The following is a 25,648-nucleotide window of genomic DNA, read 5'->3' on the forward strand; positions in this document are numbered from 1 at the left end:
GCTTTACCCGATCCTGTGACAGGAGAAGGCAGCCTTTTTGAGGAGCAGCCCTTTTGGAACAGGACGCGCCGCGTACGGTCCACCGCAGTGATTACAAGCCACCCGACTATCTGATCGACGACGTCGAGCTCCGCTTCGAGCTCGGCGAGGAAGAGACGACGGTCCGGTCCACGCTGTCGCTACGCCGCAATCCGGAGCGTCCCGATGCGTCGAGCGACCTCGTGCTCGACGGCGAGGGCCTCGAGCTGCGCCTGCTGTCGATCGAAGGACGCGAGCTGGTGCCCGGCGACTACGAAGTCGACGAACGCAGCCTTCGCATTCCAGGCGTGCCCGAGCGCTTCACGCTCGTCAGCGAAGTCGCCGTCCACCCCGAGAAAAACACGGCGCTCGAAGGCCTCTACCGGTCGCGCTCGATGTTCTGCACGCAGTGCGAGGCCGAAGGCTTCCGCCGCATCACGTACTACCTCGATCGCCCCGACGTGCTCGCCCGGTTCACGACCACGATCGTCGCCGACGCCGAGCGCTATCCGGTGCTGCTGTCGAACGGCAATCCCGACGGCCACGGGGACGCCGGAAACGGACGCGCGTGGGCGCGCTGGCGCGACCCGTTCCCGAAGCCGTCGTACCTGTTCGCGCTGGTGGCCGGCAAGCTCATCTCGCTCGAAGACTCGTTCACGACGATGAGCGGCCGCACGGTTCCGCTGCGGATCTTCGTCGAGCCCCAGAATGCCGACAAGTGCTCGCACGCGATGCGATCCCTGCAGCATTCGATGGAGTGGGACGAGAAGGTCTACGGGCGCGAGTACGACCTCGACGTGTTCTCGATCGTCGCAGTGGACGACTTCAACATGGGGGCGATGGAGAACAAGGGCCTCAACATCTTCAACTCGAAGTACGTCCTGGCGCGGCCCGACACGGCCACCGATGATGACTATGCCGCGATCGAAGGCGTGGTGGCCCACGAATATTTTCACAACTGGACCGGTAACCGCGTCACGTGCCGCGACTGGTTCCAGCTGAGCCTCAAAGAAGGCCTGACGGTGTTTCGCGACCAGGAGTTCTCCGGCGATCGCAGCTCGCGGGCGGTGCGCCGCATCGGCGATGTCCAGCTGCTGCGCATCTACCAGTTCGCCGAAGATTCCGGGCCCATGGCCCATCCCGTGCGGCCCGACTCGTACATCGAGATCAACAACTTCTATACGACGACCGTCTACAACAAGGGCGCCGAAGTCGTCCGCATGATGCACACGCTGCTCGGACCGGAGCGTTTCCGCGCAGGCACCGATCTCTATTTCGAACGGCACGACGGCCAGGCGGTCACGTGCGACGACTTCGTCCGTGCAATGGAAGACGCGTCCGGGATCGACCTGACACAGTTCCGCCTGTGGTACTCGCAGGCCGGAACTCCGGTGCTCCGCGTCAAGCGAACCTTCGACGCAAAGAAACGCACGTTCACGCTCGAGATCGAGCAGCAGTGCCCGCCGACTCCCGCGCAGAAAGACAAGCTGCCGATGCACATTCCGGTCTCGATGGCATTGCTTGGTCCGGATGGAAAAGAGATGCCGATGCGCCTTGCCGGCGAGCCGGTGCCGTTCGAAGGGCCGACGCGCGTGCTCGAGGTTCGCCGGGCGCGCGAGAAGTTCCGTTTCTGCGACGTCGACGTCGAGCCGGTTCCGTCGCTGTTGCGTGGCTTCTCCGCGCCGGTGCGGATCGAAGGCGCGTGGAGCGACGCGGACCTTGCGTTTCTCGCGGCCAACGACGGCGATGCGTTCAACCGCTGGGAAGCCGGCCAGCAGCTCGCGCTCCGGCGCATGCTCGAGCTCGTCGAGCGCCGGCGCGAAGGGCAGCCGCTCGAGCTGCCGGCGGACCTGCTGGTGGCGTTCCGCAATACGCTCGCATCGCACGAGCTCGACGACGCGTTTCTTGCCCGCGCCCTCGTGCTGCCGACCGAATCGTACGTCGCCGACCAGATGAAGGAGGTCGACGTCGACGGCATTCACGAGGTGCGCAGCTTCCTGCGGCAGAAGCTTGCGGAGGCGTGTCGCAGCGAGCTCGAGGAGCGCTTTCGCGAATGCCGCAGCGGAGAGTCGACGATGCTCGACTCGGTCGCAGTCGGGCGGCGCGCGCTGGCCGGCGTGTGCCTCGCATATCTGTCGCGGCTCGGCGAGCGCTCGTGCGAGATCCTGGTCTTCGAACAGTTCGCGATCGCCGACAACATGACCGAGTCGATCCTTGCGCTCGCCGTGCTTTCGCACCTCGACTGCCAGGAACGGCGCTGGGCGCTCGACGAATTCTATGCGCGCTGGAAGCACGACCCGCTGGTGGTCGACAAATGGCTCGGCGTGCAGGCGACGTCCGAGCTGCCGGGCACGCTCGCCGAGGTCGAGCGCCTGATGCAGCACGAAGCGTTCGACATCCGCAATCCGAACAAGGTGCGCTCGCTCGTCGGCGCGTTCTGCAGCGCCAACGCAGTGCGCTTCCACGATGCGTCGGGCGCAGGCTACCGTTTCCTTGCCGACAACGTGCTGAGGCTCGATCCGCTCAATCCGCAGGTTGCCGCACGCATGGCGGGCATCTTCAGCCGCTGGCGCCGCTACGACGAAGCGCGCCGCGACATGCAGAACTGCGAGCTCAAGCGCATCGTCGCCGAGCCGGGCCTGTCGCGCGACGTGTTCGAAGTCGTCACCAAGAGTCTGTCGTGACTGCCTCGGATTCCGGTGATTCGACGCGGCTGACCAGCACCGAGCGCAAATACCTCCGCGGCGTGGCGCATCCGCTCAAGCCGGTCGTGCACGTCGGCAAAGGTGGTCTTACGGAAACCGTGCTGGCCGCCACGCGCCGCGCGCTCGAAGATCACGAGCTGATCAAGGTGAAGATCGGCGCCGATCGCGACGAGCGTGCGCGTATCGCCGCCGAGCTCGAAAAGGGATGCGATGCCGAGCTCGCCGGTGCGGTCGGCACGATTGCGATCCTGTACCGCCGCCAGCCGGATCCGGAGCGCCGGCGAATCACGTTTCCGTCGAAAACGGACTCGCCGCCGCCGGCCGGCGGCGGCGAGAACTGACCTCAGCGCCCCGGAATGTACTTCTTCACTTCGAGCCGGCCGATCTGGTCGGTGTGCACTTCGTCGGGACCGTCGGCGAATCTCAGCGTTCGCTGTCCGGCCCACGCGCGCGCGAGGAACGTGTCCTGGCAGACGCCCATGCCGCCGTGCACCTGCATCGCGCGGTCGATCACGCGCAGCGCCATGTTGGGCGCGATGACCTTGATCATCGCGATTTCGGCGCGCGCGGCCTTGTTGCCGACCGTGTCCATCATGTAGGCAGCCTTGAGCGTCAGCAGCCGTGCCTGCTCGATCTCCATGCGTGACTGCGCGATGTGGTGGCGCGTCACGCCCATCTCGGCCAGCCGCTGTCCGAACGCGACGCGCTCGATCGAACGCTTGCACATCAGCGCGAGCGCACGCTCGGCCATGCCGATGGTTCGCATGCAGTGGTGGATGCGGCCCGGTCCGAGCCGACCCTGCGCGATCTCGAATCCGCGGCCTTCGCCGAGCAGCAGGCTCGAGGCCGGCACGCGCACGTCCTTGAACTCGACTTCGGCGTGCCCGTGCGGCGCGTCGTCGTAGCCGAACACCGAAAGCATGCGCTTGATCGTGATTCCGGGCGTATCCAGCGGAATAAGGATCATCGACTGCTGCAGGTACTTGTGGGCATCCGGATCGGTCTTGCCCATGAAGATCGCGATCTTGCAGCGCGGATCGCCGGCTCCGGACGTCCACCACTTGGTGCCGTTGATGACGTACTCGTCGCCGTCGCGGCGGATGCTCGACTGGATGTTGGTCGCGTCCGACGACGCGACGGCCGGCTCGGTCATCGCGAATGCGGAACGGATCTCGCCGGCGAGCAGCGGCTCCAGCCACTGCTTGCGCTGCTCGGGACTGCCGTAACGCACCAGCACTTCCATGTTGCCGGTATCGGGCGCCGAGCAGTTGAAGACCTCGGACGCGATGAACGAGGTTCCCATGATCTCGCAGAGCGGAGCGTACTCGAGGTTGGTCAGGCCCGCTCCGTACTCGCTCTCCGGCAGGAAGAGGTTCCACAGGCCGGCGGCCTTTGCTTTCGGCTTGAGCTCTTCGACGAGAGGGATCGGTTTCCAGCGGGTCGGACCGGCATCGATCTGTTCGCCGACGGATTCCTCGTTGGGGTAGATGTGCTCGTCCATGAAGGCCTGAAGGCGGGCCATCAGGTCCTTGGTCTTTGCGCTGTAGTCGAAATGCATCGGGGCGGAACTCCTTCGGCGGCGAACTTCTCGAACGCCGGCACGTCTGGCCGGCCGACAGAAACGAACGATCGGCTTTTCGGATTGCGCCGCAATGTTGCAAGGCAGTGTGCGGATGACAAACGCCACGGGTTCGTGCGGATCGGCTTCTCAAGCGACGCCGGTGCGGATATGCTCCGGCGTCGGAATGGATCGCCATCAGGTTTCGCTCGGACTGCTTTTTCTCCGCATCCTCGGCGGCGGACTCCTGATCCATGGCCGTGCCTGGGCATGGAGCGAGCTCATTCATGCGAATCGGCCCCTGTTCCAGGATTTTTTCGGCGTCGGCGGTGAGTTCACGTGGATCCTGACGGTGTTCTCGGAGTTTGTCTGCACCCTGCTCGTGATGCTCGGCATCTTCACGCGCTTCACGGCGGTTCCTCCTCTGGTCGTCATGCTGGTGATGGCCCTGGCGATGCCGAGCGGTACGGCCTGGTCGGTGCGCGAGACGTATCTGCTGTACGCGCTTCCGTTTTTCGTGCTGACGTTCACGGGGCCCGGCGAGTATTCGGTGGATGGCCGCATGGCAGAATGGGCCAATCCCCGCTGACCCGGCCGCTCAGAGCTTCCTTTTCCGGATCCTGCCGATGAGTGAAAAGCTGCTGCGCGGCGCGATCGCGATCGTGTCGGCGACGATCTTCGGGTTCCTGCTCTGGCTCATTTACGTGCATCCGGCGATGGCGCGGGGAACGGGCGCAGCTTCCCCGCTGCCGCTCGCGAACGCCGTGTTCAATTTTCTGTGCGCGCTCTGCCTCGTCGCCGGCTACCGGGCGATCCGTGCGGGTCGGCGAAACCGGCACATCGCGTTCATGCTCGCGGCCGTCGTCTGCTCGTCGCTGTTTCTCGCGGGCTACATCACGCACCACTACATTGCCGGCGATACTCCGTTTCGCGGACAGGGCTTCGTCCGGCCGGTTTACTTCGCGATCCTGATCTCGCACGTGCTGGTCACGACGATCACGCTGCCGATGATCCTGCTGACGCTCGCCCACGCGGTGTCGGGCCGGTTCATCGACCACAAGCGCCTGGCGCGCCGCACGCTGCCTCTCTGGCTGTACGTGTCGGCGACCGGTGTGCTCGTATTCGTCTTCCTGCGCTGGTGGGCATGAGCCGGGGAGTATCGGCAATGCCGGCGACGCGCGGGCAAAGAAAAAAGCGCCGCAGGGTTGGCGCGGAGCGGGAACTGCACTCGTGGAGCAGATAGAAGGAATGCGGGAGAGGGTGCGGATCGAAGGAAACGCGGGGCGGATGACGAGCACGATCAGACACACGGGCGGGAGGAAGGCGGGGATCCTGCGCGGATGCAGGCCGCATTCGCGGCTGCTGCTCGCGCTGGTTCTCGGCGCCGCGCTGCCGCTTGCGCGAGCGAACGACACCGCGGCGAGCGACCTGCGCGTGACCCGGCTCGAAGACCGCGGTCCCGGAACGCTGCGCGAGGCGATCGAAAAGGCCGCTTCCGGCGACGTTATCCGCATCGAAGTGGCCGGCGTGATCCGGCTGACGACCGGCGAGCTGCAGCTTCCGCGCGCCGTCACGATCGAAGGGCCGGGCGCCGCGGTGACGTCCATCTCCGGCGAAGACACGTCGCGGGTGTTCAACCTTCCGGTCCACGAGCCTGCGCCGAAGGTGCGCATCGCCGGTCTTCGCCTGATGAAGGGCCGCAGCGACGAGCGCGGCGGCGCGATCGTCAACTCGGCCGATCTCGAGCTCGAGAACGTGACGGTCGAAAGCAGCGTCGGCGACCTCGCGGGCGGCATCTACAACACCGGCCGTCTCGTCGTGCGCAACAGCACGATCGCGAGGAACCGCGGATCGCTGGCCGGCGGCCTGTACAACTCCGGCGAGGCCACGCTCGAGAACGTCACGATCAGCGGCAACCTAGGAGACCTGAGCGGCGGCGGCATCTACAACGCGACCGAAGGTAACGCGGCCAAAAAGCGTGTCGCGAAGATCGAGATCTCGAGCTCGACGATCACCGACAACCGCGTCGGCGCCGACGCAGCCGGAATCTTCAACCTCGGCGGCGAGGTCCGCATCCGCAACACGATCCTTGCCGAGAACAAGAAGGGCGGGAACTGCATCGGCGCGCTGATCTCGCTCGGCCACAACATCGACGACGACGGATCGTGCCGGCTTGCGTCGCCCGGAGACATCCGTCCGAGCCACGAAATCGGTCTCGGCCGCCTGCAGATCAACGGCGGCGGCACGCCGACCCACGCGCTGATCGTCGGCAGCCCGGCCATCGACGCGGGCGACAACGCCTCGTGCCCGAAGCTCGACCAGCGCGGCCTCGCGCGCGACGTCGACGGCGACGGCAACGGAGTGGCGCTGTGCGACATCGGCGCGTTCGAAGCGCTGCTGACCTGGTGCGGCAACGGCGAGCTTCAGCCCGGCGAAGAGTGCGACGACGGCAACAGCATCTCGGGCGACGGCTGCGACCGCGGATGCCGGAGTGAGGTCTGCGGCAACGGCGTGGTGCAGAGCGGCGAGGAATGCGACGACGGCAACGTGGTCGGCGGCGACGGCTGCGATCCGGTCTGCCTGCGCGAGATCTGCGGCAACGGCGTGCTGCAGGGCGGCGAGGAGTGCGACGACGGCAACCTCGAAGTCGGCGACGGCTGCGATGCAAAGTGTCACCGCGAGCCTTGCGGCGACGGCGTGGTCGGAAGCGGCGAGCAGTGCGACGATCACAACCTGCTCGACGGCGACGGCTGCGACGCGAGCTGCCGCAAGGAAGAGTGCGGCAACGGCACCGTGCAGGCCAACGAGGAATGCGACGACGGCAACGCGCGTTCCGGCGACGGCTGCGACCCGAAGTGCCGGCGCGAGAACTGCGGCAACGGCGTCATCCAGGGCAACGAGGAGTGCGACGACGGCAACACCGCGGCCAACGATGGCTGCGATTCGAAATGCCGCCGCGAACGCTGCGGCGACGGCAAGCGGCACCCGGGCGAAGACTGCGACGACGGCAACACCAACGGCGGCGACGGCTGCGATCCGAGCTGCAAGCGCGAGACCTGCGGCAACGGCATCGTGCAGGCAAAAGAAGAGTGCGACGACGGCAACTCGCTGACCGGCGACGGCTGCGATCCGAAATGCCGCCGCGAAGCGTGCGGCAACAAGATCGTGCAGCACGGAGAAGACTGCGACGACGGCAATACCACGGCCGGTGACGGCTGTGACGCCGCCTGCCACAAGGAAACCTGCGGCAACGGCATCGCGCAGGCGGGCGAAGACTGCGACGACGGCAACGCCACCGCCGGTGACGGCTGCGATCCGGCCTGTCGCAAAGAAGTCTGCGGCAACGGCATCCTCCAGAAAGGCGAGCAGTGCGACGACGGCAACACGGCCGCCGGCGATTCGTGCGATGCCGCCTGCATCCGGGAGGTCTGCGGCAACGGCGTGCTGCAGGCGGGCGAGGGATGCGACGACGGCAACCACGTCGATCACGACGGCTGCGATTCCAAGTGCAAGACCGAAGCCTGTGGCAACGGGCGAATCGACAGCGGCGAGGAATGCGACGACGGCGGCGCCGCCGACGGCGACGGCTGCAATCACGAATGCGCGCTCGAGCGCTGCGGCGATGCGATCGTCAACAACTCCGGAAAGGAGCAGTGCGACGACGGCAATCTCGTCTCGGGTGACGGCTGCGATCACAACTGCGCGCTCGAACGCTGCGGAGACAGCCTCGTCAACAATGCCGGACGCGAGCAGTGCGACGACGGAAACTCGGTCGCCGGCGACGGCTGTACGCCCGAATGCGCGCTCGAGCGCTGCGGCGACGGCAAGGTCAACAACGGCAAGCGCGAGCAGTGCGACGACGGCAACGACGCGGCCGGCGACGGCTGCACGCCCGACTGCGAGACCGAGCGCTGCGGCGACGGTGTCGTCAACAACGCCGGACGCGAGCAGTGCGACGACGGCAACGACATCCCGCTCGACGGATGCACGCCGCTCTGCGTGCTCGAGCGCTGCGGCGACGGCGTCGTCAACAACGCCGGACGCGAGCAGTGCGACGACGGCAACAACGTCTCGGGCGACGGCTGCACGCCGAAATGCGTAGCCGAGCGTTGCGGCGACGGCATCGTCAACAATTCCGGCCTCGAGCAGTGCGACGACGGCAACGCGGTCGCCGGCGACGGCTGCGACGTGTTCTGCATGAAGGAGCAGCCGCAGCCGTCCGGCCCGCAGCCGAACGTCGCGACGCCGATGGATGCGTTTCCGACCGGACCTCTGCCCGGCGATCCGCTGCCCGCCGAGCCCGCGACTCCTGCGCCGGATGTCGCGCCGCTTCCCGGCCCCGGTGCCGGTGCGGCAGCGACTGAAGCCACGTCGGAAGCGCTCGTCGCCGCCCGCAAAGGGTGCGGCGACGGCCATCTCGATCCGGGAGAGGAATGCGACGGCGGCGACTGCTGCTCGGAGTCCTGCATGAAAGTCGTCGAGGAGCCGCGCTGGCGCTGGGCCTCGCTCGGCAAGGGACTCGACGGCGACGGAATCCGCGGCGGTGCCGTCGTGATGGCGATTGCGCCATACGCCGACGGAGCGATCGTCGGCGGCGACTTCTTCGCGACTGCATCGCTCGCGCTTTCGCACGTCGCGCGCTGGACGGGACAGGCCTGGGCGCCGCTCGGCGATGGCCTCGAAGGACGCGTGTTCGCGCTCGCGACCTCGCCGAAGGGTGAGGAGATCTATGCCGGCGGCGAGTTCCTGCGCAGCGGCCGCAAGGAATTGCACTCGATCGCACGCTGGGACGGAAAGAGCTGGAACGATGTCGGCGGCGGCATGAACGCTCCGGTGCGTGCGATCGTGCATTCCGGTTCGGCGCTCTATGCCGCCGGCGATTTCTCGTCGGCCGGCGGAGAGACCGCGCTGCACGTGGCGCGCTGGAACGGCACGAAATGGGAGCCCGTCGGCGCCGGCCTCGATGGCAGCGTGCGGGCGCTGCTCGCAGTCGAGGATCTGGTTTACGCCGCCGGCGATTTCCGGCGTGCAGGCGATGTCGCCGCTTCGAGCATTGCGCGCTGGGATGGTCAGACCTGGCAGAGCGTCGGCGACGGAATCACGGGCCGCGTCCATGCGCTCGCTTTGTACGGCGGCACGCTGGTGGCCGGCGGCGAGTTTCTTTCGTCCGGCGGCGGAACGTTTCTGGGAAACCTCGCGCGATTCAATGGTGCAACGTGGACGCCGGTCGGCGAGGGCGGTGCGTCCGCGCGCGTCGCTGCGCTCGTCGTCGACGGCAGCGATCTGGTCGCGGCAGGCGATTTCCTGACCATCGGCGGCGTTTCCGCCGCGCGGGTCGCCCGGCTGCACGAGGAAGTCTGGTCGACGATGGCCGACGGATTTCCATCACCGGTTTCCGCGCTGTCGCGTACGGCCGGCGGTGCAGTGCTTGCCGGGGGCCGCTTCGTTCGTGCGAGCGGTCGCGACGTTCATCGCATCGCCGCCTGGCGCGAAGTCGACTGCCGGCCTGCGCCTCCACCACCGCCGCCTCCTCCAGCGCCGCCCGCGAAACCGGCGAAGCCCGCCAAAGCGCCGACGAGGCGCTGACGCGGTCGCGACGGAGCCAGCGAATGCAGATGAAGCTCGCGGTCTTCGACATCGACGGAACGCTGACTCTCGGCGACGGGCTCGGGACGAGCTGCTTCTTCGGAACGTTCGACGCGCTCTTCGGCGGCGGCGACGGCACTGTCGACCGGCGGCTCGAGAGCTACGCGGAGTCCACCGACTGCGGCATCGCACGCGAAGCCGCCCGGCGTGCGCTCGGACGCGATGTCGACACCGGCGAATTCGAGAGTTTCAAGTCGGCGTATCTCGAGCTGCTCGCGCGCGAGATCGCTGCACGCGAACGGCCGTATCGTGCTCTTCCGGGCGCGGACAGCATTCTTTCCGCCGTGGCGTCCGGCGGCAGCTGGCAGGTGGCGATTGCGACTGGCAACTGGAGACGCGCCGCCTGCCTCAAGCTCGAATGTGCGCGCATCGGCATCCCGGAAACCGTTGCATGCTCGGAGGACGGCGCGTCGCGCGCCGGGGTGCTGGCGGCCGCCGTTTCCGCGGCGTGCGCGGCGGCCGGAGGAGCGCGCTTCGAGCGAGTTGTTTATGTGGGGGACCAGCCGTGGGACCTGCGCGCGGCGCGCGAGGTGGGCACGGCGTTTGTCGGAGTGGGCGGCGGCCAGCGGCGCGCGAGGCTCGAGCGCGAGGGCGCCGTGGTCATCGAGAGCTATCTCGACCAGGACGCGTTTCTGTCCGTGCTCGACCGCGCAGCACCGCTCGGCAGCCGCGGCGCATAGAGCGCGAAAATCGGGGACAGACACCGATTTCCGGAAATCGGTGTCTGTCCCCGATTTTTTCCTGCTAGGCGGCCGGTGCGGACTTGAGCGCGCGGCCGATCGTCTTGCGTCCGCGATTGATGTCGCGCAGGTATTCGATGCCTTCCTCGGCGATCGCATCGCCGACCGACAGGTCGCCCTCGGTGCGCAGCTCGTCCATGTCGACCCACATCGCGTACACCGGCTTGGTGCGGTCGGTGATGATCCCGGCGTTGAGAAGGGTCTTGATCAGCACGCGGAAGATGTTGGTGCCTTCGCGCATCAGGCGGCGGCGGTCGTTGTCGGTGAAAGCTTCCTGCACCGCGCTTCGCACCCACTGCCAGTCGAGGCCGAACTGCGAGTAGATGATTTTCTTCTGCTCGGCGTTGACGAGGTTGAAGAAGATCTTCTGGAAGCAGTCGGCCGCCCACATCTCGACCTTCTCGTGCTCGGATTCGGAAAGGCTGGGTACGGTGCGATCCGCCCAGATCTTGCCGAAGCGGTGGTGGAAAGCCTCGTCGGTCATCACCAGCTGCACCATGCGCCGCAGCAGCGGATCGCGGGTCTTGCTGTGCAGCGTGGCGAACGCGCCCATCGCGAGTCCCTCGACGAGCATCTGCATGCCGACGAGCTTCTTGTAGACCTCGGGCGCGAGCACGAGCTCGTTCATGAGCTCGCCGAGCGTGTCGCCGCACGGGTACGGCGTGCCGAAACGCATCTGGATGTAGCGGCTGAATGCCGTCACGTGGCGGGCTTCTTCGCGCACCTGGTTGCTCGCGTATTCGAGCGCGCCGGGATCGCGCATGATGTGGCAAAGGCTTGCAGAAAGGGACAGCGCGCCCTGCTCGCCGTGCAGCAGGCTCGAAAGGCTCCAGCGCGACACTTCGTTCGCGAGCCGTATCTTCTGTCCGTCGTCTAGCCGGTCGGCCACGGCGCTGTTCATTTCCACCGTGAAATCGAGCGGCATGATCGTCTCTTCGGCGAGATCGAACTTGTCCTTGGAGAAATCAATGTAGGCCGGATCCATCGGATCCCAGAAATGATCGTGCGTCGCCGAGATGATGGCGTCGAAGGCATCCGTGCGCTCGCCGTAGCGCTCGACTTCGAGCATCGAGCGGAAGTCGTCGCGGCCGACGGTGTTGTAGATCGGATCGTGGGTGATGTCGTTGTTGCTCATGATTGTTCCACCTTGAGATCTTGCCTGGAATCTTGCTTGGGCTCTTGCTTGAGTTCTTGCCTGGCAGCGCCGGTGCCGAGGAACTGCAGACGGACGAGAGTTTCGATGACGTCGTCGCGCGACGCGCGCGACGGATCCTGGGTCCACCAGTCGATCAGGTGCGCCGTCATGCCGACGTGCGCGCGCGCGCAGACGACCGGATCGAGGTCCGCGGGGAAAAGGCCTTCCTCACGTTCGCGGCGAAGGCGAGCCTCGAGTCCGGTAGCAAGGCTCGTAAGCGCGTCGGCTTCGACGGACGCGGCTTCGGAGTCGGTGCTGAACAGGATGCGGATGACGTCACGATTGGCTTCGGCGAACGTGACGATGGCCTCGGCCCGCGCGCGCTGGCGAAGCACGTTGCCGGTGGCCGCTCCGACGGCCTGCTGAACACTGCGCACGAGATCTTCGATCGCGTGGAAGACGATGTGCCGGTACACGTCGGTCTTGTCGCGGAAGTGAAGGTAGAACGTGCCCGAAGCCACTCCGGCCGCGCGCGCGATCTCGTGGCTCGTCACGCCGTGCAGGCCGCGCTCGGCAAACAGCTTCGTGGCCGAATCGAGAAGGCGGCTCCGCGTCTGGAGACGGCTTCGGGCCGGGGCGGAAGTGACCGGTGTGACGTCCATGTCAGTTGGTGACGTTAGTGTCATGCGCGCCGGCAGTCAAGACAAAAGGGCGAGGATGCACAGGATTCTCGCCGGTTCGTTCGTCTCATGCCGCCATTCCGGGTAGGATCCGCGAATTCCGACCGTTGAGGGCAGAGGGCTGGTCAGGCGAGCGGAACGGGGCAGCATTGGCGAGCAAGCACGAGCAGAACCGGGCCGAGAAACGTGAGAGGCTCCTCAAATCCGCCGTTGAAGCTTTCACGGAGACCGGATTCGAGAACACGACTGTCAGCGACGTGGTTCATCGCGCCGGCATGACGCCGAGCACCTTCTACAATTATTACCGCGACAAGGACGCGCTTCGTGACGAGCTGCTGGCTACGGCGGCCGGCCGGATGCTCGAGTCGCTCAATGCGATCCGCGCCAAGGCCAACGGTGCCGAGGAGTACCTCGGCATGGCCAGCCGCGCGCTGTTCGAAGGGCTGATCGCGAACCAGTCGATCGCGATGCTGCTGCGGCGCAACCTGTCGATGCTGCGCTCGCTGCTCGACGACAAGTCACTGCGGCCGGTCTACGCAGCGCTTCGCCGCGATCTCGAAGCGGCGGTGGCCGACGGCGGGCGCGATGCGCTCGACGGGGATTTCTCCGAAGCCGTGCTTCGCGCCGCATCGGTCGAGATTTCGGTGGTGCTTCTTTCGCGCCCGGATCCGGACGTGAATGCCGCGGTCGAATTCCTTACGCGTGTGCTCGGAACCGCGTTCCGCTTCCGGTCGACCCGGCCAGCGGCTTCCTGAAAATAACCGGAGCTGCGGCTCAGGCCGGCTCGGACGGAGGCGGCTCGTTCAGGCGCAGCCAGTAGTGGGCCAGTGCGCGGACGGTCTCGGTAAACTCGGCAAAATCGACCGGTTTGCGGATGTAGCTGTTGGCCCCGAGCCCGTAGCTTTCGATCACGTCGGCAGGCTCGTCGGACGACGACAGCACGATGACGGGAATCAGCTTGGTGAGGCGGTCGGCGCGCAGGCGGCGCAGCACCTCGAGGCCGTCCACTTTCGGGAGCTTCAGATCGAGCAGGATGAGCGCCGGCATGTCGCTGGCCTTGCGATCCGCGTGGGTTCCGAGCGCGAACAGGTAGTCGAGCGCCTCGAGCCCGTCCCGGGCCACTTCCACGCGATGGGACACGTCGCTCTTTTCGAGCGCGCGCCGCGTGAGAATGGCGTCGTCGGGATTGTCCTCGACCAGAAGAATGATTCGCTCAGCCATCTCGCCCCTCTCTTACTTCCGCTTCGCTGGTGTATGCCCGCTTCGCTGGTGGATGCTCGCTCCGATCATGAGCCTAACGTGAAATAAAACGTCGTTCCCTGATCCGGCTCGCTCTCGGCCCAGACCTCACCCGCGTGGCGACGGATGATCATCTGGACGGTGGCAAGGCCGATGCCGGATCCCTCGAATTCATCATGGCTGTGCAGGCGTTGGAAGGCCCCGAACAGCTTGTCGGCGTAAACCATATCAAAACCGACGCCATTGTCGCGAACGTAGAACGCCGTCCGGTCTCGCTCGACCGTTCGGGAACCGAACTCGATACGGGCCTCGTCGTTCTTGCTCGTGAACTTCCAGGCGTTGCCGACCAGGTTCTGAACGACGTTCGAGAGCAGCACGGGGTCGCCGACGGCAAACGGCGTGGCCTCGATCACGACGTCGACGCGACGATCTCCGCTCGTGCGTCTCAGGTCTTCGATGCACTGGCGGGCGAAGGCGCTCAGGTCGACCTCCTCGCGCCGCAGCTCGGCGCGGCTGACCCGGGTCAGCTTGAGAAGGTCGTCGATCAGGTGGCCCATGCGCTGCGCGGCGAGGCGCAGGCGCTTCAGGTACTCGAGAGCGCTTTCGCTCAGGTCGGAGCCGTGCTCGTCGAGCACGAGCTTGCTGAATCCGTCGATCGTCCGCAGCGGCGTGCGAAGATCGTGCGAGACCGAGTACGCGAACGACTCGAGCTCCTGGTTTGCCGCCCGCAGCTCCGCCGTGCGCGCGCTGACACGCTGCTCGAGCTCTTCGTTCAGGCGCCGGATCTCGGCTTCGGCCTGGCGGTGCTCGGTGATGTCCTGCGAGAACACGAGGATGCCGACGACACGCCCCATCGCATCGTACTCGGGAAGCTTGTCGGTGCGTGTCCAGATCGTCCTGCCGCTCGCCGACTGCGACTCCTCGATGATGCCGAGCTTCGGTTTTCCGCTCTGGATGATTTCGAGGTCGTCGCGATAGAGCTCGTACGCGCGCGCCGGAAGAATTTCGGAGCACGGCTTGCCTTCCATCTCCGGGACGGTGCGCGACAGCGAAGCCGCCGCCGCTTCGTTCACCAGCAGAAAGCGGTTCTTCGTATCCTTGTAGAAGATCATGGCCGGAACGGCGTTGAACATGAGCCGGAACTGCTGTTTTTCGCGGAAAAGGCTTTCCTCGGTGCGGCGCCGGTCGAGCTTTTCGCGCTCGAGGTCCTCGTTGAGGCGTCCGACCTTCTCCATGTAGTCGCGGCGTTCGAGTGAGAGGCGCTTGCGCATGCTGGCAAGGCCGACGCCGCGCATCGCATAGCCGTTGGCGGCCATCGCAAGCAGGACCGACAGAATGGTTCCGGTTGTCAGAAGCACCCACGGCTGCCACGTCAGATGAGCATGGATCAGGTTTTCACCGGGGCCGACGATGAGCGCCCAGCGACGCCCGCCGATATCGAGCGCGAGCTGCTGATCGGCCGGCACTCCGCCGAGAAGATTCGAAAGCTTGACGAGAGTGCCCTGCGTCTCGGCGCGCGGAGCGCGCTGCCGGAAAAGCGGCTGCGCGGTCGCACCCATCGCGACGTCGCGCAGCTCGATCGACAGCGAAGCACGGTCGCTTTCCGAAATGGCGTCGCGCGCAATGGCTTCGATTTCGAGCAGCCCGAGCACATAGCCGCGCAGGTCGTTCTGCCGGTCGGCGGCGGACGGGTCGCCGGTCATCAGCGGGGCCACGACGAGCGCGGCAGCCTGCGTGCCGCCCGGTTTCGCCAGCTCCACGGGTGGAGCTGCTGCGACGGCATGTCGCGTACGCGCGTCGGCGAACGCTGCTTCGAGTCCCGGAAGCGACGACAACTCGGCGCCGGGCGTCAGGTCCATGCCGTCGACACGCGCGCCGGCACCGATTCCGAAATGGAGAGGAAGGTATTCGCGGGCCGCAGGCAGCGCGGATCCGGCCCGATGCACGCGAAAGTCCGGAAAACCCTGGAGCCACTGCTTTTCCTCGTAGCTTTTGAGCTCCTCGGCAGGAATTCTCGGCACCCAGTCGAGTGTCACGGTCCCGGCCTGCTCGCGCGTAAGGCGGGTCATGAAATTGCGCAGGTCGGCGCGGCTGTCGGCATGCGTGGCCTCGATGAACGCGCCGAACGTGTCGAGAATGTCGAGCCGCACGGCAATTTCGCGTTTCATCGCGGCCAGCAGTGACGCGCCGCGACGCACGAAATCGTCTCGAATCTCACGCCTCTCGTGGCCGGTGCACCAGACGAACGCGCCGAGGGAGATCACCAGACCGATCAGAAAGACGATGATACCGACACGCCGGTGGTCGGACGGCGGGCGCCGGTCGGCATCCTTCGCCTTGCGGGCGGGCGTGGCCCGCGAGTCGGGTATGGCCGGATCTGTTGTCTGCAAGAAGTCGACCTACCGCTGCGGGCTGCGAGCGTCCGAGCTTAGATTGTTTTTGATCGTCGAAAAAGCGCATCGCGGCCGCCGGCCGCGAGATCCGCCGTCATTTCGGTTCCGATCTCACGGCCGCAATCCCTGCGGACGGCTCCTCGATCCGTCGCTTGTCGGCGGCGGCTACGATCTCGCGACGGCGCTCGGCCGTCGCCGATCCCCATTCGGTGATTTCCGTCAAAGTGCGCAGGCAGCCTTCGCACAGATCGGTTCCGCGACGCAGCTGGCAGACGCCGATGCACGGGCTGGCAGGCACTGCTGCGGGAGTGGTCAGATTCCGTTCTCCTCGATCACGCGCCGGTACCAGAGCGCGCTGGCCTTTGGAGTGCGCGCCAGCGTTTCGAAGTCGCAGCGCACGATCCCGAACCGTTTCGCATAGCCGAAGCCCCATTCGAAGTTGTCCATGAGGGACCACACGAGATAGCCGCGCAGATCGATCCCGTCGCTGATCGCGCGGTGGCACATCTCGAGATGGCTCTGGATGTAGCGAAGGCGTTCGCGATCGTTCACGCGGCCGTCGGGGCCGGGCGTTTCGTCCTCGTAGCCGGCGCCGTTTTCCGTCACGTAGAGCGGAAGCCGGTAACGTTCGTGAAACTCGTGAAGCACGCGATAGAGCCCGGCCGGATAGATCTCCCAATCCATCGCCGTGTGCACTCCGATCGCACGTTCGGTCGCGACCTGCAGAAACCCCTGCTCGTCGTGGCGTTCGAGGTTTCGCGTGTAGTAATTGATGCCGAGGAAGTCGATCGGCGCCTGGAACAGCGCGCGATCATCGTCGTCGATCTCCGGAAGCATCGTTCCGAACTGTTCGCGCAGCGCAGCCGGATACTCGCCGAGCACGATCGGGTCGACGAACCATTCGTTGTTGAACGCGCGCGCGCGGGCTGCAGCCTCCTCATCGAGCAGGTCATCGCTGGCAGGAACATGCGCCTGCACGCTCACGGTGATGCCGATCTCGCCGCCCGGAACCTGGTCGCGAAAACGCTGTACGGCCAGTCCATGCGCGCGCAGCGTGTGATGGCCGCCGAGGAACGCACCGGCCATGTCGTGATGTCCCGGCGCATGGATGCCGAGAACCGAGCCGACCCAGTGAAACACCCACGGCTCATTGAACGTGATCCACTTCTTCACGCGGTCGCCGCACGCATCGAACATCGTCGCCGCATAGTCGGCGTAATGGCGGGCAATCTGCGGATTGGACCAGCCGCCTTCGTCCTGCAGCTTCTGCGGGAGATCCCAGTGGTAGAGCGTGATCATCGGCTCGATGCCGGCTTCGAGGAGCCCATCGACGAGCCGGTCGTAAAATGCGATGCCGGCGGGATTTGTCCGGCCGTGACCGTCGGGAAAAATGCGCGGCCACGAGACGCTGAACCGGTACGCCCGGTGCCCGAGCTCGCGCATGAGCGCGACGTCGCTCTTCCAGCGCCGGTAGTGGTCGCAGGCGACGTCGCCGTTGTCGTTACCGGCGATGACGCCCGGCGTATGGCTGAACGTATGCCAGATGCTCGCACCGGCGCCGTCGGCGAGCGGCGAGCCTTCGATCTGGTACGAAGCGGTTGCCGAGCCCCACAGGAAACCATTGGGGAAACGCAGAACGGGCACAGTCCGGGGCTCCTAGATCTGGTCGAGAATGGCTTTGCGCCTGCTTTCGTATTCGTCCTTCGTGATCAGGCCCATGTCGTAGAGTCCCTGAAGAACTTTGAGCTTCTCCTGGAGATCGTGTTCTTTCGTGGAGACGGCCGTGGCCCCGTCGGCCGCCGGAGCGCTGGTGGGCTTGGCGGCTGCCGCTTCTTCCGCCGTCTGCTGCTCGTGGTGCTTGCCCCACGGCCACAGCTTGGAGAAGAAGCCTTCCTCGTCGACGGTTTTCTCGGGAAACTTCCCCGTGCGCACGGCCTCGAGCATCGCCTCGCGGTTCGGAAACGTGTAGCCGGCTGCTGCCCCCCGGTGGCAATGGTACGAGCCGGTTCGATGGTCGGCGTGACAGCCGTCCGGATCCAGAGGTCCGCCGGTATGAGCGAGAGCGCTGCCGGAAAGGCATCCGATCGCCGCCGCAACAAGGAAAGTGCTGTAACCAGGGTGTCGCTGCATGACCGGCGCTTTTAACCCAGCATCGGCAAGCCTGCTACCGGAGCGAGGTGCGAAGTCGGCCAGGGCGCTTGCTTGCCAGCCAGTCGGTGCCTAATTTTGCAGCCGATGACGCATCGCAGAAGCCTCCTTCCTCTTTTTCTCGCAATCGTGCTCGCCGGCTGTGCCTCGCCGCGGGCCCCGCTGGTCCTCGACGACACCATCCGTCCCGACGAGATCGACGAGGTCGTCGTGCTCCCGGTGATCGATGCCAGGCCGTCGCGCTTCGAGCAGGTGCAGGTGGCCCGCAACGTCGGCGATGCGACCGTCCGGTTCATGCGCGAGCGGGGATATTTCACGCTCGCGGCCGATCGCTTCCGCGAGCGCCCGACGGGGCCGCTCGATCTTCACGTGGCGGGCCCCGATCAGCTCGTGCCGCTCGCGCCCGAGGACTCGAAATATTTCATGCTCGTGCAGGTCGAGCGTCTCGAGCCCGGCGTCGACCAGACGGGCGAGGTCTACGATGCCCGCCTGGCTGCGGTGCTCGTCGATCGCACCCGGGGCCGCGTGGTGTGGCGCGACGTCGCAACCGCAAGCAGCACGCTGAGCGGCGTGCTCACGGTGTTCTCGCGCGGATCGCGACAGTACGAGGCTGCGGTCAATGCGTCGAAGCTGCTCGTCGAGACGCTGCCCGACAAATCGCACAAGGCCCACTAAGGCCGGGCGACCATCCTAGATCGCGCGCTCGCGACCCTGCCAGTACGGGTCGCGAAGCTTGCGCTTGAACAGCTTGCCATTCGGATCGCGCGGCATCTCGCTCACGAAGTCGAACGAGCGCGGGCATTTGTACTTGGCGAGAGTCTGCCGGCAGAACTCCGCGAGCTCTTCGGCCAGCGGCGCGCCCGGCTCGACGCCCGCTGCGGGCTCGATGGCAGCCTTGACCTCTTCGCCCCAGTCTTCATTCGGAATGCCGAAGACCGCTGCGTCGCCGACTTTCGGATGCGCGAGCAGCGCGCTCTCGATCTCGGTCGGATAGATGTTGACGCCGCCCGCGATGATCATGTCGATCTTGCGGTCGCACAGGAAAAGGTAGCCGTCCTCGTCGAGGTATCCGATGTCGCCGACGGTAAAGAAGCCGTCGCGGCGGTTGGCCGCCGTCTTGTTCTTGTCGCCGTGATACTCGAAGTCGGCCGTGCCGAGCGCCATGTAAACGGTTCCCGGCGTGCCAGTGGCGCACTCGTTGCCGTCGTCATCGAGGATGCGGATCGCCGAGCCTGCCCACGCGCGACCGACGGTTCCGGGTTTTATCGTCCATTCCTGCGGCGTCACCAGCGTTCCGCCGCCTTCGCTGGCTGCATAGTACTCGTAGACGACAGGTCCCCACCACGCGATCATTTTCTTCTTCACGTCGACCGGACACGGCGCTGCAGCGTGAATCATGTGGCGCAGCGACGACAAGTCGAAGCGGCCGCGCACGTCTTCGGGAAGCGCGAGCAGGCGGTGGAACTGCGTCGGGACCATGTGGCTGGTCGTCACGCGCCAGCGCTCCATTGCCTCGAGCGCCGACTCGGGCGTCCACTTGTCCATGAGCACGACGGTGTGTCCGTAGTGCAGCGAGCACGCCGTGAACATGAGGACGGCCGTGTGATAGAGCGGCGAGCCGACGAGATGCACGTTGCCGGCGAGCGGCTCGATGCCGAACATCGCCAGGAACATGGCGTACATGGATCCGACCATGTCCGGGTCGAAATCCATCAGCCGCCGGCGCACGCCTTTCGGACGCCCGGTCGTACCCGACGTGTAGTTCATGACCTGTCCGGCGGTGCGCGCTTCGGGCGCATCATCCGGAAAGCCGCTCGTAAAATCTTCGTACGCGACAAAGCCTGCCGGATGCCCGGACGAAATCCGGCGCTCGGCAGCGAGTCCGGCTTGGTCGGCGGCAGCGCGCGCGGAGTCCGCGTAGCTCTGGTGCGTGAAGAACGCTTTGGCGCCGCAATCGCCGAGAATGTAGGCGACTTCCTGCGCGGTCAGATGCTGGTTGATCGGCGTCAGGTAGAAGCCTGCCTGGAATGCCGCCAGATAGAGCTCGACCATCTCGCGGCCGTTCGGGACCATCGCGGCGACCGCATCTCCACGCTGGATGCCGAGACGACGCATCGCGTGCACGAGCCGGTTCGATTGCGCGGCAAGCTCGCCGGCGGTCACCGCACACCCGTCGGGGGTCACCAGCGCGATGCGCGCCGGATCCTGCGAGGCAAGTTTCCAGAAGCCGTACTCCGACATGATTCCTCCCGAAACGGACGATTCGGGCCCTGATGTCGGTGCATCGCTCGCGCGTCAAGCGGTGGAGAGACCTCCATTTTCGATCGGAGATGCATTCTTGCGCTACCCTGCGGAGTGGTTCCTCGGTAAGATCCTGCGTCCGTCGCGCCCGCGGGTGAGCGCTTCGGCAGTCGCGCTCGCTGGGGAGCGCAGCATCTGTCGCCGGGCCGACGCCCTGGGCGGCGCGAGTGTCCGGGGGATCGTCCGACACGTCAGGAGAACCGAACGCCGATGAGAGCACTTTCGACTGCTGTCCTTTCCACTGTTCTTTGCGCTGCGACTGCGGCCTCTGCGTTCGCGGACGAAGTCGTCGCGCCGTCGATGGTCCGCAAGGAGCGGATCAGCTCCACGCAGGTTCGGCTCACGTGGAAAGATCTGTCGGTCGACGAGGATGGGTTCCAGATCCTGAGACGGCCGGTTACCGAATCGCAGTTCGAATCGCGCGGGACCGTAGGCGCCAATATCACCGAGTTCGTCGACGACGCGGCCAGGGACACGGTCTTCATCTACCAGGTGCGCGCCATCCGCGACGGCGACGTTTCCGATCTCAGCAACCAGTGCTTCGTCAACCGTCCGCGTCCGCCGGTTCCGATCTATTTCAACGCCCGCCTGATCGCTCTGCATGTCGTTCGCATCGGCTGGTCCGATCGCAGCGACGGCGAGCGCGGCTTCGAGATCCAGAGGGCTCCTCTCGGCTCGACGCGGTTCAAGACTGTCGTCCGCGTGGATCCGAATCTCGAGACCTACGACGACTACACGCTCGAGCCCGCGACCTCGTACGTCTACCGCATGCGCGCGCTCGGCCGTCCCGGCATCTGCTGGGACGATTCGGTCTTTACGACCCCGCGCGCGGTAACGACCAAAGGCGGAGTACGCGTTCTCACGGTCGAGTTGCGCGGACGCGGAAAGGGCAAGGTGACGTCGAACCCGGCCGGCATCAGCTGCAGTCCGACGGATGACCACTGTTCCGCGGAGTTCCCGCTCGGTGTCAACGTTACGCTTACGGCCAAGGCGAGGGACTCGTCGCATTTTGCGGGATGGGTGGAGTACGGCCCGTGCAAGGATACGAAGACACCGTGTACGGTGAACATCGGCGAGGACGACAAGCTCGTCGGCGCGGTATTCCGACTGAACCAGTAGGCTCGCGACTTCAGCGGCGACTTCCAAGCCTGAATCCTCGCGCGATCGCTGCGTATTCTTGTTTCGAGCCGCGACTCGCATGCGACCGGCGTGAATTTGTCGCGCCGGTATCGGGCCGGCGGGGGCAGTGCCGCGTCGGCGCGGGTTCTCGCCTTCGCACCATTCCACCACTTCCGCCCCGCCACGCTACGGCTCGATAGGCTCGCCGCGCTCCGCTTCGCCACCACTCCACGCCCCTCGCTTGTCTGCGCCAGCCGCCTCTGCGGCACCGCCCCCGCCGGCCCTCCAAGAGCGGCATCCAAGGCGTGCTTTTCAAAAGACATGCGTTGTGAATGCGCGGACATGCTTCCGGCTGTCGAGGCCGGTGTCGAGCTTTACGCTGTTCATGCGACCCTCGTTTGGCGATGACAGCGATGCATGGCGACACGAAAGTTCGATAGGCCGAACCATCGCGACGAGGCGCCCAACCCATTTCGTGTTTGTTCAGCAGCGGAAGTTGGGACACCCGCGCTCGATCTGCGGCCGGAGGAAACTACCACGTCTGATGTAGGTCCGGAGGGACGTTCTCTTGGAGGGCTGGCGAGGGGCTGTGCCATGGCGGCGGATCGCGCAGACAAGCGCGGGGCGCGGAGTTGCGGTGGAGCGGAGCGCGGCGAGCGTATCGAGCCGAAGCGTGGCGGGGAAGGAGTGGTGGAGCGGTGCGAAGGCGAGAACCCGCCGACAGGGCATTGCCCCTTGCCGGCCCGATAAAGACCCTGCAATCCACCGCGACAATGCACCGGACGATTCGCGCGGTGCGGTGACTGCTCACTGTCCCGATGCGGCTGCGGGACCGGGGCGGAAGCGCCAGATCTGGTAAGGCGCGCCGGCGCGGATCTCGGTGTCCGGGCGGAAAAGAACTTGCTGGAGCGCGCTGCAGGTCACGTAGAGGTAGCCGTCGGGGCCGAAGCTGAAGCCGTCGGGCCATCGAAGGTGCGCGTCGATGAGCAGCGTTTCGAGCCTTCCGTCGGGGTGCAGGCGATGGATGGCCGAGTGTTCCATGTCTCCCAGATAAACGTTGCCCGCGTCGTCGGTCGTCAGGCCGTCGCTCAGCGTCTTGTCCGCGAAGACTTCGACGCGGGACGCGAGCGTTCCGGCATCGAGGGTCGAATCGAGAAGGTCGCTCGCGCGGATGCGGTACATGCGGCTGCCGGTCACGGCGCCGTAGTAGAGCCACGCGCCGTCGCGTGAGAGCGCGATCGAATCGACGGCGATTCGCAGCGGGAGGATTCCTCCCGGCAGCAGCATGCGGCGCGCGCCGGCCTGGATGATCAGAGGCTCGGCCTGGACCGATTCGTGACCGTCGAGAAGGCGCCGGCTCGTGCGGCTCTCCGTGTCGTAGACGATGAGCGCGGGCCGCTGAAGCACGGGGCTTGTCTCGGCGATGTAGATGTAGCGCCCCGACGGATCGACCTGGAAGTCATTCAGCATCGAGCCGAGCCCGGCGACATCGGAAGGAAAATCGTATTCGTGGACGACTTTGCGGGTTGCGATGTCGAACGCGACGATGCGCGGCGTGCCGCGACCGAAACGCGCGAAGTCGAGCGTCCACAGGCGTCCCTGACGGTCGATGCGCATCGACAGGATCGACTGGAACCACGGAATCCCCGGGCTTTCGTGCTGGAATTCCTCGTTCGGAAACGCCACCGGCTTGCCGTGCACGAGCTCGACGACCTGCCGGGGCGGATGACCGTCGGGATGCAGCGTGAAGAACACGCGTCCGTCGGCGGAAACCGCGATGTTGCCGGGAGGGTAGTCGAGGTCGGCTACCTTCTCGACGACATCGAAGCGCATCGTCGGCGTCGTCGAGCGGTCGGGAAGGGCATGACCGCCGCCGAGCATCAGCCAGACGGCCGCTACGAGCACGACGATGATACAGCCGAGCGCCGCAAGAATGCGTCCAAGCACTTTCACTGGACCTCCGGGGAAACATCGACGACGAGCTTGCCCCAGCTTCGCCGGCTTTGAAGATCGTCGAGCGCGTCGGGCAGATCCTCGAACGGATACGTCCTGTAAATCATCGGCGAGATGCGTTTCGCCGTATGCATCTTACAGATCTCGCGATGCACTTCGGCGACGTAAGCGCTGTGGTGATCGCGATACGCGCCCCAGTTCAGGCCGACGACCGAGATGTTCTTGAGCATGATGCGGTTTGCGGCGATGGTCGGAATGCGCCCGCCGGCAAATCCGATCACGAGCAGCCTGCCTTCGAACGCGATGCAGCGGGTCGATTGATCGAACACGTCTCCGCCGATGCTCTCGTAGATGACATCGGCTCCGCGCCCATCGGTAAGGCGCAGGACTTCGGCGACGAAGTCTTCGTCCTTGTAGTCGATGACGTGGTCCGCGCCGGCGCGCCGGCAGACCTCGAGCTTTTCCGCGCCGCCCGCGGTTGCGGCGACTGTTGCGCCGCACGCCTTGCCGAGCTGGATTGCCGCTGTCCCCACGCCGCCCGCGCCATTCTGGACGAGCAGGAATTCGCCGCGCTGAAGCGCTGCGCGGCGATGCAGCGCGAAGTGCGAAGTCTGGTACGCAAGCAGAAGCGCAGCGGCCTCCCGATGCGGCATTCCGTCCGGCACGGCGAGGCACGATTCCGGACCGACCGCGACGCGTTCGGCGAGAGCTCCCCACGGCATGGCCACGATGACGGACTGCCCCGGCGCGAATCGGCCGTCATGGTCGGCTTCGAGCACGGTCCCGCTGGCCTCGATTCCCGGAGTGAATGGAAGCGGCGCTTTGACCTGGTAGCGGCCCTGGATCGACAGCAGGTCGGCGAAGTTCAATCCGACGGCACGGATCGCGACGAGGATCTGGCCGTGGCCACGCTTCGGCTCGGGAAGACCCGTTTCGAGGCGAAGCCGGTCTCGATGCTCTCCGTGTTCGTGGACGACCCATGCGCGCATGTTCGCGGCGTTGTGTCGCGGCGACCGGCCCGACTCAATCGCGTTCGACTCGGCGCGCGGCGGCGGCAACATCCCGTCGATGCTCGCCGAAGCCGTCATCTTCGACCTCGATGGAACGCTTCTCGATTCGCTGGCCGACATCGGCGAGTCGATGAATCAGGTTCTTTCGCAAATGGGACTCGCAGCCCACGACGTGAGCGCCTATCGCGCATTCGTCGGGGACGGCGTGACCATGCTGGCGCGGCGGGCGCTGCCCGCGGATCGTCGCGACGAGGAGACGGTGCGCGCGGCGGTCGCGAGCATGCGCGACGTCTACCGCGGGCGGCTCACCAGCAAGACGCAGCCTTACGACGGGATTCCCGAGCTCCTTGACGGCCTGACGGACAGGGCCATCCCCATGGCCGTGCTGTCCAACAAGCCGCACGACCTGACGGTTTCGCTGGTGGATTCACTGCTTGGCGCGTGGCGGTTCGATCCGGTCTTCGGCGAGCGTCCGGCGGTTTCGAAGAAGCCGGATCCGGCCGGGGCGCTCGAGATTGCCGCGCGCCTGAAGATCGAGCCGGCAAGGATCCTGTACGTGGGCGACACGCCGATCGACATCCAGACGGCCCGCGCGGCGGGAATCCCTGCAGTCGGTGCGGCCTGGGGCTTCCGCAGCGAAGCGGAGCTTGCCGCCGCCGGGGCAACATCGATCGTCGGCGCTCCGATCGACGTGCTGCGGTATGTCCGCTGAAGCCGCGGCCGTAACGTTTGCCGCGCGGGCGTCCGGCTCGATGTTGCCGCGAAATCGCACGCGCCGCGTCAGAAAATACGGGCAAGTACGCTAAAGCGTCGCTGGAAGTTCCGAACCTCGCCGCTATAGTGGCGGACTGTCGCTGTTCCAGAAGTGGCCGGGGCGGGGCCGACAGGGCTCGCGACGCTGGGCCCGGGAGAACCGGCCGGTTGCGCGGTCCGGGCACGCCTGGACCGAACCCTCGGCGCGGCAGGGCACTCCGGCCCGAACCGTTTCCGCACGAAAAACTGG

20 protein-coding genes are annotated in these 25,648 nt (G+C 66.0%); 10 read left to right on the forward strand and 10 right to left on the reverse strand.

Features of this window, described 5'->3' with window-relative positions; genetic code table 11:
* The first annotated feature begins 53 nt into the window (after positions 1-53).
* Together pepN and yhbY are read left to right on the forward strand one after the other, a co-directional pair.
* Positions 54-2,702, forward strand: coding sequence for an aminopeptidase N (pepN, locus tag VN634_03055; protein ID HXC49841.1), 2,649 nt, complete (start codon positions 54-56; stop codon positions 2,700-2,702).
* Positions 2,699-3,064, forward strand: a complete 366-nt coding sequence (gene yhbY / locus VN634_03060) for a ribosome assembly RNA-binding protein YhbY (protein ID HXC49842.1) — start codon at positions 2,699-2,701, stop codon at positions 3,062-3,064. Before pepN ends, yhbY begins: the two co-directional genes overlap by 4 nt.
* 2 nt (positions 3,065-3,066) lie before the next feature.
* Here the strand turns inward: yhbY and VN634_03065 are convergent, their stop codons facing one another.
* Complete coding sequence (locus VN634_03065; GenBank protein ID HXC49843.1) at positions 3,067-4,281, reverse strand: acyl-CoA dehydrogenase family protein; 1,215 nt, start codon at positions 4,279-4,281, stop codon at positions 3,067-3,069.
* A 187-nt stretch (positions 4,282-4,468) separates the two neighbouring features.
* Here VN634_03065 and VN634_03070 point away from each other — a divergent pair, with 187 nt between their 5' ends.
* From VN634_03070 to VN634_03085, 4 genes are all read left to right on the forward strand, one after another.
* A complete protein-coding gene (locus VN634_03070; GenBank protein ID HXC49844.1) occupies positions 4,469-4,870 on the forward strand; it encodes a DoxX family protein in 402 nt (133 codons plus the stop codon).
* A gap of 37 nt (positions 4,871-4,907) precedes the next feature.
* Positions 4,908-5,429: a DUF420 domain-containing protein gene (locus VN634_03075; protein HXC49845.1), complete on the forward strand. Its 522-nt coding sequence runs from the start codon at positions 4,908-4,910 to the stop codon at positions 5,427-5,429.
* Positions 5,430-5,568: 139 nt separating this feature from the next.
* Positions 5,569-9,867, forward strand: coding sequence for a DUF4215 domain-containing protein (locus VN634_03080; GenBank protein ID HXC49846.1), 4,299 nt, complete (start codon positions 5,569-5,571; stop codon positions 9,865-9,867).
* 23 nt (positions 9,868-9,890) lie between these two features.
* The gene (locus VN634_03085) at positions 9,891-10,607 is read left to right on the forward strand and encodes an HAD family hydrolase (protein HXC49847.1); all 717 of its coding nucleotides are present in this window, start codon (positions 9,891-9,893) and stop codon (positions 10,605-10,607) included.
* Between the two features lie 64 nt (positions 10,608-10,671).
* Here VN634_03085 and VN634_03090 read toward each other — a convergent pair whose 3' ends face one another.
* Positions 10,672-11,802, reverse strand: coding sequence for a ferritin-like domain-containing protein (locus tag VN634_03090; protein ID HXC49848.1), 1,131 nt, complete (start codon positions 11,800-11,802; stop codon positions 10,672-10,674).
* Positions 11,799-12,464 (reverse strand): TetR/AcrR family transcriptional regulator, encoded by a 666-nt coding sequence (locus VN634_03095; GenBank protein ID HXC49849.1) that lies wholly within the window; start codon positions 12,462-12,464, stop codon positions 11,799-11,801. Before VN634_03095 ends, VN634_03090 begins: the two co-directional genes overlap by 4 nt.
* Positions 12,465-12,481: 17 nt before the next feature.
* Between VN634_03095 and VN634_03100 the strand changes: the two genes are divergently transcribed.
* Positions 12,482-13,237, forward strand: a complete 756-nt coding sequence (locus VN634_03100; GenBank protein ID HXC49850.1) for a TetR/AcrR family transcriptional regulator — start codon at positions 12,482-12,484, stop codon at positions 13,235-13,237.
* A 19-nt stretch (positions 13,238-13,256) separates the two neighbouring features.
* Here the strand turns inward: VN634_03100 and VN634_03105 are convergent, their stop codons facing one another.
* The 4 genes from VN634_03105 to VN634_03120 form a co-directional block, all read right to left on the reverse strand.
* Positions 13,257-13,703, reverse strand: coding sequence for a response regulator (locus tag VN634_03105; GenBank protein ID HXC49851.1), 447 nt, complete (start codon positions 13,701-13,703; stop codon positions 13,257-13,259).
* Positions 13,704-13,768: 65 nt separating this feature from the next.
* The gene (locus tag VN634_03110; GenBank protein ID HXC49852.1) at positions 13,769-16,111 is read right to left on the reverse strand and encodes an ATP-binding protein; all 2,343 of its coding nucleotides are present in this window, start codon (positions 16,109-16,111) and stop codon (positions 13,769-13,771) included.
* Positions 16,112-16,426: 315 nt separating this feature from the next.
* Entirely contained in the window at positions 16,427-17,758 is a 1,332-nt protein-coding gene (locus tag VN634_03115; GenBank protein ID HXC49853.1) for a GH1 family beta-glucosidase, read from the reverse strand.
* Between the two features lie 12 nt (positions 17,759-17,770).
* Entirely contained in the window at positions 17,771-18,244 is a 474-nt protein-coding gene (locus tag VN634_03120; protein ID HXC49854.1) for an SHOCT domain-containing protein, read from the reverse strand.
* 105 nt (positions 18,245-18,349) lie between these two features.
* Here VN634_03120 and VN634_03125 point away from each other — a divergent pair, with 105 nt between their 5' ends.
* A complete protein-coding gene (locus VN634_03125; protein ID HXC49855.1) occupies positions 18,350-18,937 on the forward strand; it encodes a hypothetical protein in 588 nt (195 codons plus the stop codon).
* Positions 18,938-18,952: 15 nt separating this feature from the next.
* On the opposite strand, the gene VN634_03130 is transcribed toward VN634_03125, so the two are convergent.
* Positions 18,953-20,503, reverse strand: coding sequence for an acyl-CoA synthetase (locus VN634_03130; GenBank protein ID HXC49856.1), 1,551 nt, complete (start codon positions 20,501-20,503; stop codon positions 18,953-18,955).
* Positions 20,504-20,773: 270 nt separating this feature from the next.
* On the opposite strand from VN634_03130, the gene VN634_03135 reads away from it, so the two are divergent.
* A complete protein-coding gene (locus VN634_03135) occupies positions 20,774-21,682 on the forward strand; it encodes a hypothetical protein (GenBank protein HXC49857.1) in 909 nt (302 codons plus the stop codon).
* 807 nt (positions 21,683-22,489) lie between these two features.
* Here the strand turns inward: VN634_03135 and VN634_03140 are convergent.
* Both VN634_03140 and VN634_03145 read right to left on the reverse strand, forming a co-directional pair.
* Positions 22,490-23,635 carry an L-dopachrome tautomerase-related protein gene (locus tag VN634_03140; GenBank protein ID HXC49858.1) on the reverse strand — a complete coding sequence of 382 codons (1,146 nt, stop codon included), beginning with the start codon at positions 23,633-23,635 and terminating at the stop codon, positions 22,490-22,492.
* Positions 23,632-24,624, reverse strand: coding sequence for an NADPH:quinone oxidoreductase family protein (locus VN634_03145; GenBank protein ID HXC49859.1), 993 nt, complete (start codon positions 24,622-24,624; stop codon positions 23,632-23,634). The genes VN634_03140 and VN634_03145 overlap by 4 nt, the downstream gene beginning before the upstream one ends.
* Between VN634_03145 and VN634_03150 the strand changes: the two genes are divergently transcribed.
* Positions 24,623-25,357 carry an HAD family hydrolase gene (locus VN634_03150; protein ID HXC49860.1) on the forward strand — a complete coding sequence of 245 codons (735 nt, stop codon included), beginning with the start codon at positions 24,623-24,625 and terminating at the stop codon, positions 25,355-25,357. The two genes, VN634_03145 and VN634_03150, sit on opposite strands and share 2 nt — an antisense overlap.
* Positions 25,358-25,648: the final 291 nt, after the last annotated feature.

The sequence above is a fragment of the Candidatus Limnocylindrales bacterium genome, from assembly GCA_035571835.1.
In the GTDB taxonomy this organism is placed as follows: domain Bacteria; phylum Desulfobacterota; class Binatia; order UBA1149; family CAITLU01; genus DATNBU01.

Excerpts from the sequence above, each read along its gene's own strand:
- VN634_03065 (HXC49843.1), bottom strand. The coding sequence starts at position 4,281 with ATGCATTTCGACTACAGCGCAAAGACCAAGGACCTGATGGCCCGCCTT.
- VN634_03070 (HXC49844.1), top strand. The coding sequence starts at position 4,469 with ATGGATCGCCATCAGGTTTCGCTCGGACTGCTTTTTCTCCGCATCCTC.
- VN634_03075 (HXC49845.1), top strand. The coding sequence starts at position 4,908 with ATGAGTGAAAAGCTGCTGCGCGGCGCGATCGCGATCGTGTCGGCGACG.
- VN634_03080 (HXC49846.1), top strand. The coding sequence starts at position 5,569 with ATGACGAGCACGATCAGACACACGGGCGGGAGGAAGGCGGGGATCCTG.
- VN634_03085 (HXC49847.1), top strand. The coding sequence starts at position 9,891 with ATGCAGATGAAGCTCGCGGTCTTCGACATCGACGGAACGCTGACTCTC.
- VN634_03090 (HXC49848.1), bottom strand. The coding sequence starts at position 11,802 with ATGAGCAACAACGACATCACCCACGATCCGATCTACAACACCGTCGGC.
- VN634_03095 (HXC49849.1), bottom strand. The coding sequence starts at position 12,464 with ATGGACGTCACACCGGTCACTTCCGCCCCGGCCCGAAGCCGTCTCCAG.
- VN634_03105 (HXC49851.1), bottom strand. The coding sequence starts at position 13,703 with ATGGCTGAGCGAATCATTCTTCTGGTCGAGGACAATCCCGACGACGCC.
- VN634_03120 (HXC49854.1), bottom strand. The coding sequence starts at position 18,244 with ATGCAGCGACACCCTGGTTACAGCACTTTCCTTGTTGCGGCGGCGATC.
- VN634_03125 (HXC49855.1), top strand. The coding sequence starts at position 18,350 with ATGACGCATCGCAGAAGCCTCCTTCCTCTTTTTCTCGCAATCGTGCTC.
- VN634_03130 (HXC49856.1), bottom strand. The coding sequence starts at position 20,503 with ATGTCGGAGTACGGCTTCTGGAAACTTGCCTCGCAGGATCCGGCGCGC.
- VN634_03135 (HXC49857.1), top strand. The coding sequence starts at position 20,774 with ATGAGAGCACTTTCGACTGCTGTCCTTTCCACTGTTCTTTGCGCTGCG.
- VN634_03150 (HXC49860.1), top strand. The coding sequence starts at position 24,623 with ATGTTCGCGGCGTTGTGTCGCGGCGACCGGCCCGACTCAATCGCGTTC.
- VN634_03145 (HXC49859.1), bottom strand. The coding sequence starts at position 24,624 with ATGCGCGCATGGGTCGTCCACGAACACGGAGAGCATCGAGACCGGCTT.